Source organism: Erythrobacter crassostreae (assembly GCF_019204045.1).
In the GTDB taxonomy this organism is placed as follows: Bacteria; Pseudomonadota; Alphaproteobacteria; order Sphingomonadales; family Sphingomonadaceae; genus Erythrobacter; species Erythrobacter crassostreae.
The window spans coordinates 72,916-88,005 of sequence record NZ_JAGSPC010000004.1 but is presented as its reverse complement, the minus strand read 5'-3'; the positions used below and the strand labels follow the sequence as shown (position 1 = coordinate 88,005).

Below are 15,090 nucleotides of genomic sequence, written 5' to 3'. Positions count from 1 at the left end.
CAGTGATCATTGTTGGAGCGTTTCCGCCCGCAATTACCCCTTGCAATGGCTTTCGATGAATTCCGAATGTGTCGGCATTTCAGAAACAGCGTTGTCAATTGTTGCGCCAATACCACGGATTACCGAATCAATTTTCGCAATTGGGACTTTCGAGATGAGCGGATTGCTCGATTGCGGTTCGATGCCCTGCCCGTACATCACCGCCAGCCAACTTGCGGTTCCGAAGATGTCATTCGATTCTTCAAAAATGCGTCCACCTTCGCGGAACTGGGCGACGCGGCGTTCCAGATCAAATGGCAATTCAATCGAATGACAATGACGCCAAAACGGCGTGTCGTCCCGGTTTGTCGCGGTGTAGTGAAGCACAAGGAAATCCCGGACACGCTCATATTCAAACAATGTACGCCGGTTAAAGGCTTCGATGTCCGCTTCGTTGAATCGCTTATCGGGGAAATGGGTCAGCAATCGCGCCAGACTGGTCTGGACCAGGTGAATGCTGGTTGATTCAAGCGGCTCCATAAATCCGGCCGCCAGACCCATCGCAAGAACATTGCCATTCCAGAATTCTTTCCGGTGCCCTGTGGTAAAACGAAGCCGATTGGCGTCGGCCATCGGTTCACCGTCCAAATTGGCACGCAGGGTTGCCTCGGCGTCATCATCGCTCAAAAATTCGCTACAATAGACGTAGCCATTGCCGGTCCTGTGCTGAAGCGGGATGCGCCACTGCCACCCGGCCTCTCGCGCCGTTGCGCGCGTATACGGGATCGGATCGGCGATTTTCTCACACGGCATCGCGACCGCGCGGTCGCAGGGCAGCCATTTGCGCCAGTCTTCATAGCCTGTCTTAAGGCTTTGCTCGATCAGCAGGCCGCGAAAGCCGGAACAATCGATGAAGAAGTCACCTTCGACACTCTTTCCGTTTTCAAGCTCAAGCGAACTGACGTGACCACTCTCCCCGTCGAGGCTGACATCGCTGATCTTACCCTCGATCCGCTCAACGCCTTTATCCTCTGCAAATCGGCGAAGGAATGCTGCATATAGCGAGGCATCGAACTGGAACGCGTAATTGATACCGGCATAGGCGGATTGTGGGCGGTCGGTAACCGGCCGCCGAAACTTCTCGCGCCGACACGCCTCAACCATCAACGAATAAGCGAACAAATCGTCTTTCTCACCAGCAAGATTGCGATGAATCCAATATTGATAAAACGGGATTGAATCGAAATCGCGGCCAAAATCGCCGAATGGGTGAATGTAAGAATGCCCCAGTTCCTTCCAGTCGACAAATTCAATGCCGAGCTTGAACGTCGCATTGGTCTCGCGGACAAACTCGTCCTCATCAATGCCCAGCATTGTGTTGAAAGCAATGATCGGCGGGATCGTAGCTTCGCCAACTCCAACCGTTCCGATTGCCTCGGATTCGATCAATGTCACGCGCGTTGGCGAGCCTTCAAGAAGATGCCCGAGAGCAGCAGCGGTCATCCAACCGGCGGTGCCTCCACCGACGATCACGACACGGTCAAGCAGATGCGGGTTCATGCGGTTTTCGCTTTCAAGTCCATTGGGGGCGCCTTGCAGAAACGTTCGATATACGCCTGATGCGTGGGCATTGCCGCTGCAGCCTTGGCGTAGGCACCGCGCATATTTTCCATGCTCTGGCGCAAATTCTGATCACTCAACCCTTGGGCCAGCGGATTAAACCCTTGCGGTCCCAACCCCTGCCCTTCAGCCACAGCAAGCCAGCTGGTCACATCGAACAGTTCAGCATCATATTTGAAAAAGCGTCCCTGCGATTGCAGCAATTCAATCTTGCGCGCGAGGCTGTCTGGAATATCCATCTCGCGAACATAGTCCCAAAACGGAGAGTCATCGCGGCGAGTGGCCTTGTAGTGAAGCACCAGAAAGTCACGGATATGCTCAAAATCATCACGCATAAGACGGTTGTACTCTGCCCGATCGATAGGTGCCTCTATCGCACTCGGGAACAGCGAAATGAGCTTTGATATTCCCATCTGAATGAGGTGGATACTAGTCGATTCAAGAGGCTCCAAGAAACCCGAAGACAAGCCGATCGCAACACAATTGGAAGACCAGAATTCCTGCCTGTGGCCCGTGCGGAACCGTAGATGATTGGGCGAGGAGACAGGCTCACCATCGAGGTTGGCAAGCAAGACCTCTTCCGCCTTTTCCGCGCTCAGATAGGCATCACAAAAAACGTGCCCGTTACCGGTCCGGTGCTGTAATGGGATACGCCACTGCCATCCCGCTTCCCGTGCTGTCGAGCGCGTGTATGGCACCGGCTCACCCTGCTTTTCGCATGCCACCGCGACAGCGCGGTTGCATGGCAGCCAGTGACCCCAGTCATGAAAATGTGACCCGCAGGCACCGTCAATCAGAAGCCCTCGAAAGCCCGTGCAATCGATGAATAGATCACCTGCAACGCGCCGGTCGCCGTCCAGCTTTAGAGCAGTGATGGATCCTGTTTCACCGTCTTGCTCGACGCTTTCAATTAACCCCTCAATCCGCGTGGCACCCCTGCGCTCTGCGAAGTCGCGCAGAAAAGCAGCATACAAAGACGCATCAAAATGAAAGGCATAGCCAAGCTGACCGATCACTGATCCGTGATCGGGTTCTGGCCTAACAAACTTGCCCTGATACGCGGCCAATGTGTTTAGCGAGTAATCTTCCAACCCATGGGCATCACCCAGACTGCGTAGCCGGGCCCAGTGCTGGTGAAACTCGACAGCTTCCAGATCAAAACCATATCGGCCGAATGGGTGAAAATAGCTTTCCCCCAAAGCGCCCCAATCCGCAAACTCAATGCCGAGCTTGTAGGTCGCTTGGGTGGCTCGCATGAAATCATGCTCGTCAATGCCCAGCCGCTGATTGAACTTGGTAATGGCCGGGATCGTCGCCTCGCCTACGCCAACCGTCGCGATTGCCTCGGATTCGACGAGTGTGACCGACACACCTGCCCCGCCCAGTGTTTTTGCCAGTGCCGCTGCTGTCATCCAACCAGCGGTCCCACCACCGGCGATAACAACGCTTTTGACTTGCTGCTTTGTCATGATGGATTCCCGGCGCTGGTGATCTGTTCAATCTGCCTTCTCAGCTGGGTCAGCCAAGACAGCAATTCCGCCTCGGGCAAGCGATCTGCCATGCGATCATAGCGGCGCGGCTGCACACCGCGAGCCCGCAATGCGGCAAGCCATTCGGGAGACAAGAACACCTCAAAATCCTCGGTTGGAATACGGCCGCATGCGCGAAACACATCAATCTTTCGCAGCAGTTCAGGCGAAGCCGAATGCTGCAAGTCCTCTGCGACAAGCAAGGTCCGCATGTCAGCAATCCGGTCTGCTTCATTTTCGGAGAGCCGGTTAAACTCGGCGCGTTCGGCTGGCTGGTCCGAAAGGTCACCGATCAGGGCACACGCACGGCGCGCGGCATTGGCGAAAACTTGGCTCTCCGCGCCGCTTAGATCATCTGGAGCAGAGAGCCCAATCCGGCTCCCGCGCCAAGCAGCGCTTTCCACATCCACGACGCATTCTATGACAAAATCGGCTTCCGTTTCTTGGTTGGTGTCGTCTGTAATTTTCGCGCCCGCTTGCTTTGCGAACTGCAGCATTATGTCAGCATATCTGGCTTGATCTAACCGCAATCCAAATTGGACTGGAAGCTGTCCCATCTCTTTTAGATTGAATGGCCTGCCCGCATTTTCCAGCGCGAGCGGCAGCGAGAAATCAGAGATGTCAGATACATCCTCGAGCTCGCCTGCTCTTTGCCAATAATGATGAAACTCAACACCGCTGCGCGAAACGCCATATGGCGAGAACGGGATCGAAATCGCACCTGTTGGTGTTTGGGCTGTCCATGAAAAGACGGGCTCTGCCGATGCTGCCTGGATCAAGGTGTCTGGCGATATTTCAAGCTCACCGTGAAAGCTCAGCATGGAAGGCCGCAGCAGCAATTCGGAACTGGTTTGCGCTGCGCCACTGACAGCCATGGTCAACTCCCTGCCCGGCCCCAACCACCGCGCTGATAGCCACGCGCCCACGATGCTAACTCCAAGCGGCGCGCCAATCACGCTGAGGCGTTTTGCCTTCATACGGTGCGGCCCATTCCGGCGTGACTGGTCAGAAAACCGGTGTGGTCGCCCATCGATCCGGCAGCTTTGGCCATATGCCCTTTCAAACCCGCCAGATGCTGAAGAACCTGTTCGTCAGGGATCCGGTCAACCCGGGCGTCATATCCGCCCGGCATCGCGCGCTGGCCGATCAAAACAGCAATCCAGCTGGGAACAAGGAACAAGCCATGTTCATAAGCTGAGACATGACCATGCGCGTCAAACAGCGACAGCCGTTCCCGCAAACTGTCCGGCACATTCATGGTCCGCATATGGTTCCAAAAGTCGGAATCGTCCCGCTCTGTCGCGTTGTAATGAAGCAGGAGGAAATCGCGGACCCGCTCAAACTGCAAATCCATCCAGTGATTGTATTCGCGCTCCTCGACCGCATTGTCATGGCTGCGCGGGAACAGTTCGAGCAGTTTGGTTATGCCTTCCTGAATCAGATAGATGCTGGTCGATTCCAGCGGCTCCAAGAACCCACCAGAAAGGCCGATAGCCACCACATTGCGGTTCCAGAGCTTTTTGCGTTTGCCAGTTACAAAGCGGAGGAAACGCGGGTCGGCCAAGGGCTTGCCGTCAAGGCCGGCGATTAAGGTTTCCGCCGCAGCATCATCGTCGAGGAATTGGCTGGAATAGACATGCCCGTTACCTGTCCGGTGCTGCAAAGGAATTCGCCAAGACCAACCAGCCTCGTGCGCAGTTGCACGGGTATACGGCACTGGCGGCCCCGCGCTCTCGCATGGCATCGCAACAGCGCGATCAGCCGGCAGCCATTCGCTCCAGTCATCATAGCCTGTCTGCAGGGTTTTCTCGATCAGAAGACCAAAAAAGCCAGTGCAATCTACAAACAGATCGCCCTCTATCTCTTGACCATCATCCAGCGTCAAAGAGGTTATGTGCCCGCTTTCTGCATCTAGAGCGACATCTGTGACCTTGCCTTCAATCCGTTTCACGCCGCGCTTTTCCGACAATGAACGCATGAACGGGCCATATTGAAGTGCGTCGAATTGATAGGCGTAGCGGTAGGTTGAAAAGACCGAACGCGGGTCTTCGCTCGGCGGCTGAAACTTTCCATTGCGGCACGCAATGACAGGTAGAGAATACTCGTCGAGCGGACCAACGTCTGGCCGATCCGCAAATTTGCGCCAATAGTGATGGAACGCAACACCTTCATTCGGAAGACCAAACTCTCCGAATGGATGAATGTAGCTGTCGCCCTTGCGTCCCCAATTCACAAACTCGATGCCGAGTTTGAATGTCGCCGAAGTTGCCGCCATAAATTCGGCTTCGTTCACGCCGATTGTGTCATTGAACTGTTTAAGGTGCGGCAGTGTTGCTTCGCCAACACCGACGACTCCGATCGCTTCGGATTCAATCAGCGTGATGTCCAACCCGGTCGGCCCTAGCATGCTCGCAAGACCGGCCGCAGTCATCCACCCGGCGGTGCCACCACCGACGATCACGACGCGATTAACTGTACCTTCGCTGTCGATACCGGACACGCGAAACTCCTCTTTCCCTTAGCCAGCAAGATCGCATGCGGTCTTGCGATGTCAACATGCCGGTTGCGGTGCTCTCGCATGTTTTCCGGCCTTTTGCTTGACGCCTGAATAGAATCGGTAATACAGATTGACAACGTAAGACAATATTGCAGCATGCAATTGTGTCGAAAGGGAGGGTGAATTGGCTTTGGCGCGCATGCAAATGGGCATGGTTGGCGGCGGTGTTGGTGCGTTTATTGGCGCCGTGCACCGCATGGCCGCAGCGCTCGATGGCGAGATTGACCTCGTTTGCGGAGCATTCAGCCGTGATGCCGAAGCCTGTCTTACCACCGGGCGCGAGCTCGGATTGCCGGAGGACCGGTGCTACGCAGACTTCGAAACGATGCTCAGCGGTGAAGCAGCCCGCACAAATGCCATGCAATGCGTGTCCATCGTGACGCCAAACCATGTTCACGTGCCGATGGCCGATGCCGCTGCTCGCGCAGGATATCATGTCATCTCGGATAAGCCAGCAGGTATATCACTGGCCGAAGTCGAGGCGCTTGCAGAAACGCTTGCTGAGACCAAAACCGGCTATGCTCTTACGCACACATATCTCGGCTATCCAATGGTTTGGCATGCCCGCGAAATTGCAGCTCGTCCTGAATTCGGCGCGGTCCGCAAAGTGATCGTCAATTACACCCAAGGCTGGCTCGCGCTGCCCGCCGAAAAGAGCGGTAACAAACAGGCCGCATGGCGTGTTGATCCGGCCCTTGCAGGTCCAGCGGGCGCGCTTGGCGATATTGGCAGTCACGCCCATAGCCTTGCCGAATTCATAGCCCATTCGCGTATGAATTCGCTCTCGGCGCGGTTGCGCAGTCACCTGCCCGATCGTCCGCTCGATGATGATGGCTCAATCGATTTTACGCTCGAAAACGGAGCGACAGGCACGCTGATCTCCAGCCAGATTTGCGCCGGTGACGAGAATGATTTGTTCATTCGCGTCTATGGCGAAAATGCCAGCCTTGAATGGCGTCAGATGGAGCCAAACACGCTCATCGAACGCCGCGGGTCGGGTGAGACAATTGTCCACCGTGCTGGGATCGACAAACCCCTGTCCGAGGAAGCGCTTTCGCGCTGTAGGCTCCCTTCTGGTCACCCTGAAGGCTACGTTGAAGCATTCGCAAACCTCTATCGAAACACAGCGCGCGCGCTTCGTGATGGAGCCAATCCAATCGCGCTCGGCGTGCCGGGCATCGCCGAAGCGTTACGCGGCATGGCCTTTCTGGAAGCGTCGATCACCAGCAGCGCGAATGACGGTGCGTGGACCGATGTAAAAGCGCCATCTGTCGGCCCTGATTTGAAAGGATTGCTCGCATGAAGGAACTACGCGGCCCAGCTATTTTCCTTGCTCAATTCATGGGCGACAAAGCGCCTTTCAATTCGCTCGATAGTATAGCCGAGTGGGTCGCTGGCCTTGGCTATAAGGGCATCCAGATACCATCCAACGATCCGCGCTGTATGGACCTCGACTTGGCTGCCGAAAGTCAGGATTATTGTGATGAACTAACGGGCCGCTGCGCTGAGCATGGCCTTACGATCACCGAGCTATCGACGCATCTTCAGGGGCAACTGGTCGCGGTTCATCCCGCCTATGACGAGATGTTTGATGCCTTCGCGCCTGCGCATCTGCACGGCAAACCGGATGAACGGCAGGAATGGGCCGTTGATCAGGTTAAAAAGGCCGCAATCGCCTCGCGCCGTTTGGGCCTTAAATCCCACGCCAGCTTTTCCGGAGCTTTGATGTGGCACCTTGTGTATCCGTGGCCGCAGCGCCCCGCCGGGTTGGTCGAAGAAGGTTTTGCAGAATTGGCACGGCGCTGGCGACCGATACTTGATGTCTTTGAAGACAACGGGGTCGATTGCGCCTACGAAATCCATCCAGGCGAGGACCTGCATGATGGTGCGACATTCGAGATGTTCCTCGATGCGGTGGACAACCACCCGCGTGCCAACATCCTGTTCGACCCAAGCCATTTCGTGCTGCAACAGCTCGATTATCTCGACTTCATTGATCGATATCACGACCGCATAAAAGCATTCCATGCGAAGGATGCAGAGTTCCGGCCCAGCGGGCGCACCGGAGTTTATGGCGGCTATCAGGGATGGCAGGATCGGGCGGGCCGTTTCCGCTCGCTGGGCGACGGACAAGTCGATTTCCGCCAGATTTTCAGCAAGCTGACTCAATACGGATTTGACGGCTGGGCTGTGCTTGAATGGGAATGCTGCATCAAGCATCCCGAGCAAGGCGCAGCCGAAGGTGCGCCGTTCATTGTCGATCATATCATTCGCCCAACCGAACACGCATTTGACGATTTTGCCGGCGGAGACGCTGATCCGGCGAAGCTAAAACGTGCGCTCGGCATCAGTAGCTGATGGCCGCGATAGGGAAAGATCAATGGCAACCGCATCCATAAACACAGTCGGGTCGACCGGCGTCAATCGCAACCAGCTGTTCTGGCTCAGCTGTATCTCGCTCATTGTCACGGCGATGACCTTCGCAATTCGCGCGGGCATCCTGACCCAGTTGTCTGAAGAGTTCGCATTGAGCGACACCCAGCTTGGCTGGGTTAACAGCATGGCGTTCTTAGGCTTTCCGCTGGCGATGGTGGTGTTCGGCTTTCTCTACAACAAACTTGGCCCGCGCCTGATTATGATCCTCGCCTTTGCGGGACACCTGCTCGGACTTGTGCTGACCATCCTTGCCGATGGATTTCTTGGCCTTCTGATCTCGACCTTCTTTATCGGCTTTGCCAACGGCTCAGTCGAGGCTGCGTGTAATCCGCTGGTTGCAGACCTTTACCGCGATGAAAAGACGAAGTGGCTGAACCGTTTCCATGTCTGGTTCCCCGGCGGGATCGTGATCGGGGCGGTAATTTCCTACGTTATGACCAACACAGGTATTGGCTGGCAGCCGCAGATTGCCGTGATGCTGATCCCGACCGCGATCTATGGGTTCATGATCTTTACGACGAAATTTCCCGACGTCCCGGCAAGCGAGAAGACCGTCGATCTCGATGCTAAAGGCGTGAGGCTTATGGGCACGATCCTTGGCCTTCTGGTTCTTATCGGCACGCCCAACAATCTGGTCGCCGGACTGCCAGGAACCTTTATTTTGCCACTGCTAGCCGTGCTTGGTCTAACTTTCATGCTGATGCTGTTTCGAGCGGGCCGGACGCGCGATGCGCTGCTGCTTGTTTTGCTAATGGCGATTATGAGCGTGACAGCCACATCTGAGCTTGGAACGCAGCAGTGGGTTGATCGGATTCTCGGCGCTCAGCTTGGCAACCTCCCAGGTCAGGCAATGATCGTGCTGGGCATGGTGACCGGGATCATGGCGGTTGGCCGCTACTTCGCAGGCCCGCTTATCCACGCACTCAATCCTCTTGGCGTGTTGTTGATGAGCGCGGTTCTAACAACCATCGGTCTGTTGATGATGGCATCTGCAAGCGGGGCGATGGTCTATGCTTCGGCGATCGTCTTCGCATTGGGCGTTTGTTACTTCTGGCCCACGATGATCGGTGTCACGGCACAATATGTGCCGCGCTCGGGCGCGCTGGGTATGAGCCTTGTCGGGGCAGCGGGCATGTTCGCCCTGACCATATGGAACCCGATCATCGGCGGATGGATCGACAGCGCAAGAGCCAACGCCGAAGCCAGCGGACTGACCGGCACTGCGGTCGACGTCGCTGCAGGGCAAGGTGCCTTGTCGCAGCTCGTTTATTTTCCAGTCATTCTGATTGCCGTGTTCGCTGCGCTGTATTTTGCGCGGAAGCAGCTCGAAATGTCGGCCGAGGAGGCATAGCCATGTCGCACAATTCCCCTTCAATCGACCGGCGCTCAATCCTTCGGGGTAGCTTAACGGTGGCCGGCGCGGTGATCGTCCTGCCAGCCCTTGGCAGTCTTGCCGGTTGCAGCTCTGCTCCGGCGAGCCTTGATCCGCATAAACAAATGATCGCATCAATCGTTGAACGGATCATGCCAGCTACAGACACACCTGGCGCGATAGATGCGGGTGTTCCTGACTACATTGCCAATGTCTTCGCTGACTTTTTCACTGCAGAACAGCAAAACGAGTTCGTGGTCGGCCTTGATGATCTCGCGTCGTCTCTCAGCGCTAGCGGCAGCGATTTTGCTTCAATGAGCGCCGAAGAGCAGGACCGGGCCCTAACAGCCGTGGATCAAGGCGATTATGGCGCGGCTGGCCGTGCACAGTGGCAGCAATTGCGCGACCTCACGATCTTCGGTTTTTACACCTCTGAAGAAGCCACGCAGGAACTCGCATTTGAAGAGATTCCAGGCCGCTACGATGGCTGTGCATCGCTTTCCGAAGTCGGCAGCGCGTGGCTCAACCGCGGCGTCTAAAACTTTCCAATCAGGACCCTTTCAATGGCTCTTAATGAAGACTTTGATGTAATTGTCGTCGGCTCCGGAATGTCCGGTGGTTATGCCGCGAAGGAATTCTGCGAGAAGGGTATGAAGACCCTTGTCCTCGAACGCGGAAAGATGACCGAGCATAGTGTCGACTATGTTGGCGAAAACCAAAACCCTTGGGATATGAAGCATCGTGACCGAGTTGATCCGAAACTGATCGACGCAGAATATCCGGTCCAAAGCACTTGCTATGCTTTTCGCGAGAGTACGCGCGGGTTCTTTATCAACGACAAAGAAAACCCCTATTCAGTCGAAGATGGTAAGACATTCGCTTGGCTAAGAGGTGATCAGGTCGGCGGCAAATCGCTTATGTGGGCGCGCCAAAGCTATCGTTGGAGCGATCTCGATTTCGGCGCGAATAAAGCCGATGGCTACGGAACAGACTGGCCGATCCGGTATGCGGACGTTGCGCCGTGGTATGACTACGTTGAAAAGTTTATCGGCATCAGCGGTTCTGCCGAAGGCTTACCCCAATTGCCCGATAGTGTTTTTCAGCCTCCAATGGCCATGACCTGCGTCGAAGAAGACGCCAAAGCGAAGATCGAGGCCGCTTTTCCGGAACGCAATCTGATCCATGGACGCGCGGCGCATCTAACCAAACCGACCAATGAGCAATCAAGTCTGGGCCGTGGCTCCTGCCAATATCGCAACCAATGCGAACGCGGTTGCTCCTTTGGCGCGTACTTCTCCAGTGTTTCAGCGACCCTGCCCGCAGCCAAAAACACCGGCAATATGACGCTGATGTCCGACATGCTCGTGGAACGCATTCTGTATGATGTGGAAACTGGCAAAGCGACAGGCGTACGAACGATCAATCGCAAGACTAAGGAAAGCAAAGACTTCACCGCAAAAGTCATTTTCCTTTGCGCTTCAACGCTCGGCACCGTGCAAATCATGCTCAATTCTACATCAGAGCATTTCGCAAATGGCTTTGCGAATTCCAGTGGAACACTTGGCCAATATCTGATGGACCACCACACACGGATCGGCGCGCAAGGCAATTATCCGGGCTTTGAGGACAAGTATTTCGCTGGGCGTAGACCAAACGGAATATACATTCCGCGCTTCTCCAACCTCGGCAACGAAACCGATGCCGAATTCACGCGTGGCTACGGCTATCAAGGCGGAAGCAACCGGGCGTCCTGGACCCGCGCACTTGGCGGTAAAGGCTTTGGTGAAGAACTCAAAAAAGAGCTGCATCAACCCGCAGATAATTGGACCTTCCGTCTGCAAGGCTTTGGCGAGATGCTGCCGCGAGCTGAAAACCGCGTCACCCTGCACCCGACCAAAATGGACAATTGCGGTATTCCTCAGATTCACGTTGATGTGAGTTTGGCAGACAATGAACGCAAAATGCGCATTGCGATGAAACGTGATGCGGTTGCCATGTTGGAAGCCGCTGGTTGCACCGACATTCAAGCATTCGAAGAGGAGCCTGTGCCCGGCCACTGCATCCACGAAATGGGAGGCGCGCGCATGGGCATCGACCCGGAAACATCGGTGCTAAACGGGTTCAACCAATGCCACGATGTACCGAATGTTTTCGCCACAGACGGATCGGCGTTTGCCTCGGAAGCCTGCCAAAACCCGTCGCTTACGTTCATGGCGCTCACCGCACGCGCGGTCGATTACGCGGCTGCGAAAATGAAAGAAGGAAATCTGGTATGAACATCCGAACAGACCGCCGCGCATTTATGGGCAGTGCTGCCTTGGTCGGATTGGGCGCGCTTTCTGGCTGCACTGCTCCGGCAGGCGAAACAGATGCCGATCGCACGAAACCGGTTTATGACGGACTGTTGGGAGTTCAGCTCTACACCGTACGAGAGATGTTCGAGGCTGACCCGAAAGCCACCCTCGAAGCACTGGCAGAGATCGGTTTCAAAGATTGTGAAACAGCTGGCCTGTTCGAACACAAAGCCACTGACATTCGCGCAATGATGGATGATCTTGGCTTAGTGAGCCGGTCTGCCCATGTCCGCCTGCCTCAACTGCGTGAAGGTTTCTCAAACGCAATCGAAGAAGCGGGCATGCTTGGTCAAGATCGCCTGTACCTAGGGTGGATTCCCGAAGAGGAACGGTCACTGGACAAGTACCGGGCTCTTGCAGAACTGCTCAACCAGCGCGGTGAAGAAGCGAAAGCCGCCGGCATGATGGTCGGGTATCACAACCACGAATTTGAATTCATCGATGTCGCAGGCACCAGCGGCTACGACATTTTGCTTGCCGAGACTGATCCAGAACTCGTTACGATGGAGATCGACTTTTTCTGGGCAGCAGAGGCAGGCATCAATCCCGCGGCGCTGTTTGACAAAGCGCCAGGCCGGTTCACCTCTTGCCACATCAAAGACCGTACATCGTCAGGCGATATGGTCTCTGTCGGCGATGGCGTGATTGATTTCGCCAGCTACTTTGAGCTGGCCGAAACAGCAGGCCTTGAACGGTTCTATGTCGAGCACGACAATCCGGAAGACGCATTGGCATCGGTCGGGCGTAGCCACGCTTACTTGATGAAGTAAGCGCAGCGACAGCCTCGTTCTCTTATTCGCCTGTGAGGGGCACTATTTTGGCGGCGATCCTGTCGTATCGCGGATGATCAATTCGTGATCCAATACAACACGATGTGCCGAATTCTTACTGGTGCTGCTGTTGAAACTGCCAATCAGTTCATGAATTGCCCGCGCACCAAGATCGTGCAGAGGCTGACGGATCGTAGTAAGAAATGGCCGCATGCGTGTGGCGATTTCGGCATCATCGAAGCCGACAATCGAAAGATCATCAGGAACCTTTACACCGCGCTCTGTACAAGCAGCGACGACGCCGGCCGCCATGTCATCGTTCGAAGCAAACACAGCCGTAGGCGGCTGCTTCAGTCCGAGGAAATGAACACCAGCATCGTATCCTGCCGCAAAGTCAAACGCGCCGGGCCGGACAAGCTCCTGATCAACGACAAGTCCTGCTGCCTCCATCGCGACACAAAAGCCGGAATAGCGCACATGAGCCGAACGCTGGTCTTGGCTCCCCCGGACGAAACCAATGCGCTTATGACCCAGGTTGGTTAGGTGGCGCACGACATCAATCGATGCCTGATAATCGTCAATCTCAACCAAGAGACCTTGATTCTGTGTGCCATCAACAGGGCCGACACGGACCACCTGGATGCCCATTTCATTCAAGACAAAACCGATCTTTTCATCATTCGCATAAGGGGCGAGCAAAACGACACCATCAGGCTTCCGGCGTCGCATAAGTCCTTCGAAAGCGGAGCGTATCTCGGCAATCGATTTGCCGCCGAGATTTTCGAGCAAACTGATTGAGAGTTGGTAACCGAGCTCCTGACACGCGAATACCGCGCCGAACTGGATAGAGTTCACATAATTGCTGCCTGCCACGTGGCAAACCAGATTGATATCGTAGGAACGATTTCCTCGCAGCGAACGGGCAGATTGGCTAGGCACGTAATCAAGAGCCTCGGCCGCTTCGCGCACTTTCTGACGCAGCTTTTCCTGCACGTGCGGCTCATTATTGAGCACGCGCGACACGGTCTTGATAGAGACGCCAGCCCGTTCGGCGACGTCTTTCATTTTGGCAGAACTTGTGCCCGTGCCTCTAGCCATTCCCACTCCTTTTGCGCGACAGTCTGTCAACGATTTGCGCATGAAGATCCCTGCTTATCGGCATACGGAACAAATTCGCCGCGGCAAGCACTAAAAGCACTGGAGGAGCGACCGCGATGAACGTCTCCAGCGCATTCGTTGTTCCAGCCGTTTGGACGGCTAAGTCCGCTTCATAGCCAATTCCCGACAGCAAATAACCAATGCCAAGCCCCGTGATCGCACCAGATGATTTTTGCACGAATAGGCAGCTGCCAAAAATCGCACCTTCATCGCGCCGGCCATGAACATTTTGCCCGTACTCAACCGTGTCAGGAATAAGTGTCCAGATAATGATCGCAAAAGCCGAATTGGCAAAACCGAAAGCCAATATCTGCACAGGCACGCCCATCACCAAGATAGGGCCCATCGCAAAAAGCAATCCTCCAGCAATCGCCATGATACTGGTGGCAACGTACCATGTCTTTTTCTTACCAACTGCCCGCACGACGACAGTCCAAAGAGGTGTCCCGGAAAGAGTGGCAACTGCAAAACTCGTCAGGATCACTTCTTTGGCGGCGAAGGCAGCGCCGTTGGATGTGATATAAAACACCAGCGAGATATTGAGCGCGGAACCGGCAGCTGAATTCAACAACAGGAAAAAGAGGAGCGAACGGAGCGCATCATTTTGGCGGAAAGCGACAAGGAAAGTCTGAAAGCTCCAAGCGCTCAACTTCTCATCTGGCCCCAGCGGCGGCTTCTCCTTGGTGAAGAAGAAGCAAGCTAGCAACGCGATCGTTGCCAGCCCAGATCCGAGAACGGCCGTCTTGAAAAAACCGAGTTCGGATAGCCCATCGTCGCCGCCGAATTCACGGCTCAGCGGGAACGCAAAGCTCATCACACAAAGAAGCGCGCAGAATGCGAAAAACATTCGCACCCCCGACAGTTCGCCGCGTTCGACCGAATTGAACGTGAGCCGCGCCGATAGAGCGGAGTAAGGAACAGCGACAATAGTATAACAGGTCCGGAACAGAATGGTCGCGCCCAGCAATGCGGCAAGCAAAGGCCACCCTTCCAAATCAGGCCGCCAGAAAAGCAAACTGAAACTCACGCCAAGGGCGAGGCTGCCGAACAGCAGGAACGGTCGGTAGACACCAATGCTAGACCGGTTTGAGGCAGCAAGATTGGCGACAAAGGGATCGGAGATTGCGTCCCACGCCAGCCCCGCAGCAAACAGCCATCCGGCAATTTTCGGGTCTAGTCCGACGACATCCGTATACCAGAATACGAGGATGAAAGAGAGGCTATTCCAATAGATGTTTAGCCCGAAATCACCGATCCCGTACCCGACCAACCGTTTGGCCTTGCCGCCTTCGGCCGCCTCACTCATCGGCGATCA

General features: G+C 55.4%; 12 protein-coding genes. 6 read left to right on the top strand and 6 right to left on the bottom strand.

Annotation, left to right across the window (positions count from 1 at the left end):
* Positions 1 to 33: 33 nt before the first annotated feature.
* From KCG46_RS12270 to KCG46_RS12255, 4 genes are all read right to left on the bottom strand, one after another.
* Positions 34 to 1,539 (bottom strand): tryptophan halogenase family protein, encoded by a 1,506-nt coding sequence (locus KCG46_RS12270; protein WP_218405732.1) that lies wholly within the window; start codon positions 1,537 to 1,539, stop codon positions 34 to 36.
* Entirely contained in the window at positions 1,536 to 3,068 is a 1,533-nt protein-coding gene (locus tag KCG46_RS12265) for a tryptophan halogenase family protein (RefSeq protein ID WP_218405731.1), read from the bottom strand. The genes KCG46_RS12270 and KCG46_RS12265 overlap by 4 nt, the downstream gene beginning before the upstream one ends.
* Positions 3,065 to 4,003: a tryptophan 7-halogenase gene (locus KCG46_RS12260; RefSeq protein WP_218405730.1), complete on the bottom strand. Its 939-nt coding sequence runs from the start codon at positions 4,001 to 4,003 to the stop codon at positions 3,065 to 3,067. The genes KCG46_RS12265 and KCG46_RS12260 overlap by 4 nt, the downstream gene beginning before the upstream one ends.
* A 98-nt stretch (positions 4,004 to 4,101) precedes the next feature.
* Positions 4,102 to 5,628: a tryptophan halogenase family protein gene (locus KCG46_RS12255; RefSeq protein WP_218405729.1), complete on the bottom strand. Its 1,527-nt coding sequence runs from the start codon at positions 5,626 to 5,628 to the stop codon at positions 4,102 to 4,104.
* Positions 5,629 to 5,809: 181 nt separating this feature from the next.
* On the opposite strand from KCG46_RS12255, the gene KCG46_RS12250 reads away from it, so the two are divergent.
* From KCG46_RS12250 to KCG46_RS12225, 6 genes are read left to right on the top strand one after another with little or no spacing between them, the layout of a single operon-like run.
* Positions 5,810 to 6,988, top strand: a complete 1,179-nt coding sequence (locus tag KCG46_RS12250; protein WP_255551997.1) for a Gfo/Idh/MocA family protein — start codon at positions 5,810 to 5,812, stop codon at positions 6,986 to 6,988.
* Positions 6,985 to 8,043 (top strand): sugar phosphate isomerase/epimerase family protein, encoded by a 1,059-nt coding sequence (locus tag KCG46_RS12245; RefSeq protein ID WP_218405728.1) that lies wholly within the window; start codon positions 6,985 to 6,987, stop codon positions 8,041 to 8,043. The genes KCG46_RS12250 and KCG46_RS12245 overlap by 4 nt, the downstream gene beginning before the upstream one ends.
* 22 nt (positions 8,044 to 8,065) lie before the next feature.
* Positions 8,066 to 9,472, top strand: a complete 1,407-nt coding sequence (locus KCG46_RS12240; RefSeq protein ID WP_218405727.1) for an MFS transporter — start codon at positions 8,066 to 8,068, stop codon at positions 9,470 to 9,472.
* A 2-nt stretch (positions 9,473 to 9,474) separates the two neighbouring features.
* Positions 9,475 to 10,032 carry a gluconate 2-dehydrogenase subunit 3 family protein gene (locus KCG46_RS12235; protein ID WP_218405726.1) on the top strand — a complete coding sequence of 186 codons (558 nt, stop codon included), beginning with the start codon at positions 9,475 to 9,477 and terminating at the stop codon, positions 10,030 to 10,032.
* Between the two features lie 24 nt (positions 10,033 to 10,056).
* Positions 10,057 to 11,769 carry a GMC oxidoreductase gene (locus tag KCG46_RS12230; protein ID WP_218405725.1) on the top strand — a complete coding sequence of 571 codons (1,713 nt, stop codon included), beginning with the start codon at positions 10,057 to 10,059 and terminating at the stop codon, positions 11,767 to 11,769.
* A complete protein-coding gene (locus tag KCG46_RS12225) occupies positions 11,766 to 12,617 on the top strand; it encodes a sugar phosphate isomerase/epimerase family protein (RefSeq protein ID WP_218405724.1) in 852 nt (283 codons plus the stop codon). The genes KCG46_RS12230 and KCG46_RS12225 overlap by 4 nt, the downstream gene beginning before the upstream one ends.
* A gap of 42 nt (positions 12,618 to 12,659) precedes the next feature.
* On the opposite strand, the gene KCG46_RS12220 is transcribed toward KCG46_RS12225, so the two are convergent.
* Both KCG46_RS12220 and KCG46_RS12215 read right to left on the bottom strand, forming a co-directional pair.
* Positions 12,660 to 13,715 carry a LacI family DNA-binding transcriptional regulator gene (locus tag KCG46_RS12220; RefSeq protein WP_218405723.1) on the bottom strand — a complete coding sequence of 352 codons (1,056 nt, stop codon included), beginning with the start codon at positions 13,713 to 13,715 and terminating at the stop codon, positions 12,660 to 12,662.
* Positions 13,708 to 15,081, bottom strand: coding sequence for an MFS transporter (locus tag KCG46_RS12215; protein ID WP_218405722.1), 1,374 nt, complete (start codon positions 15,079 to 15,081; stop codon positions 13,708 to 13,710). The genes KCG46_RS12220 and KCG46_RS12215 overlap by 8 nt, the downstream gene beginning before the upstream one ends.
* Between the last annotated feature and the right edge of the window lie 9 nt (positions 15,082 to 15,090).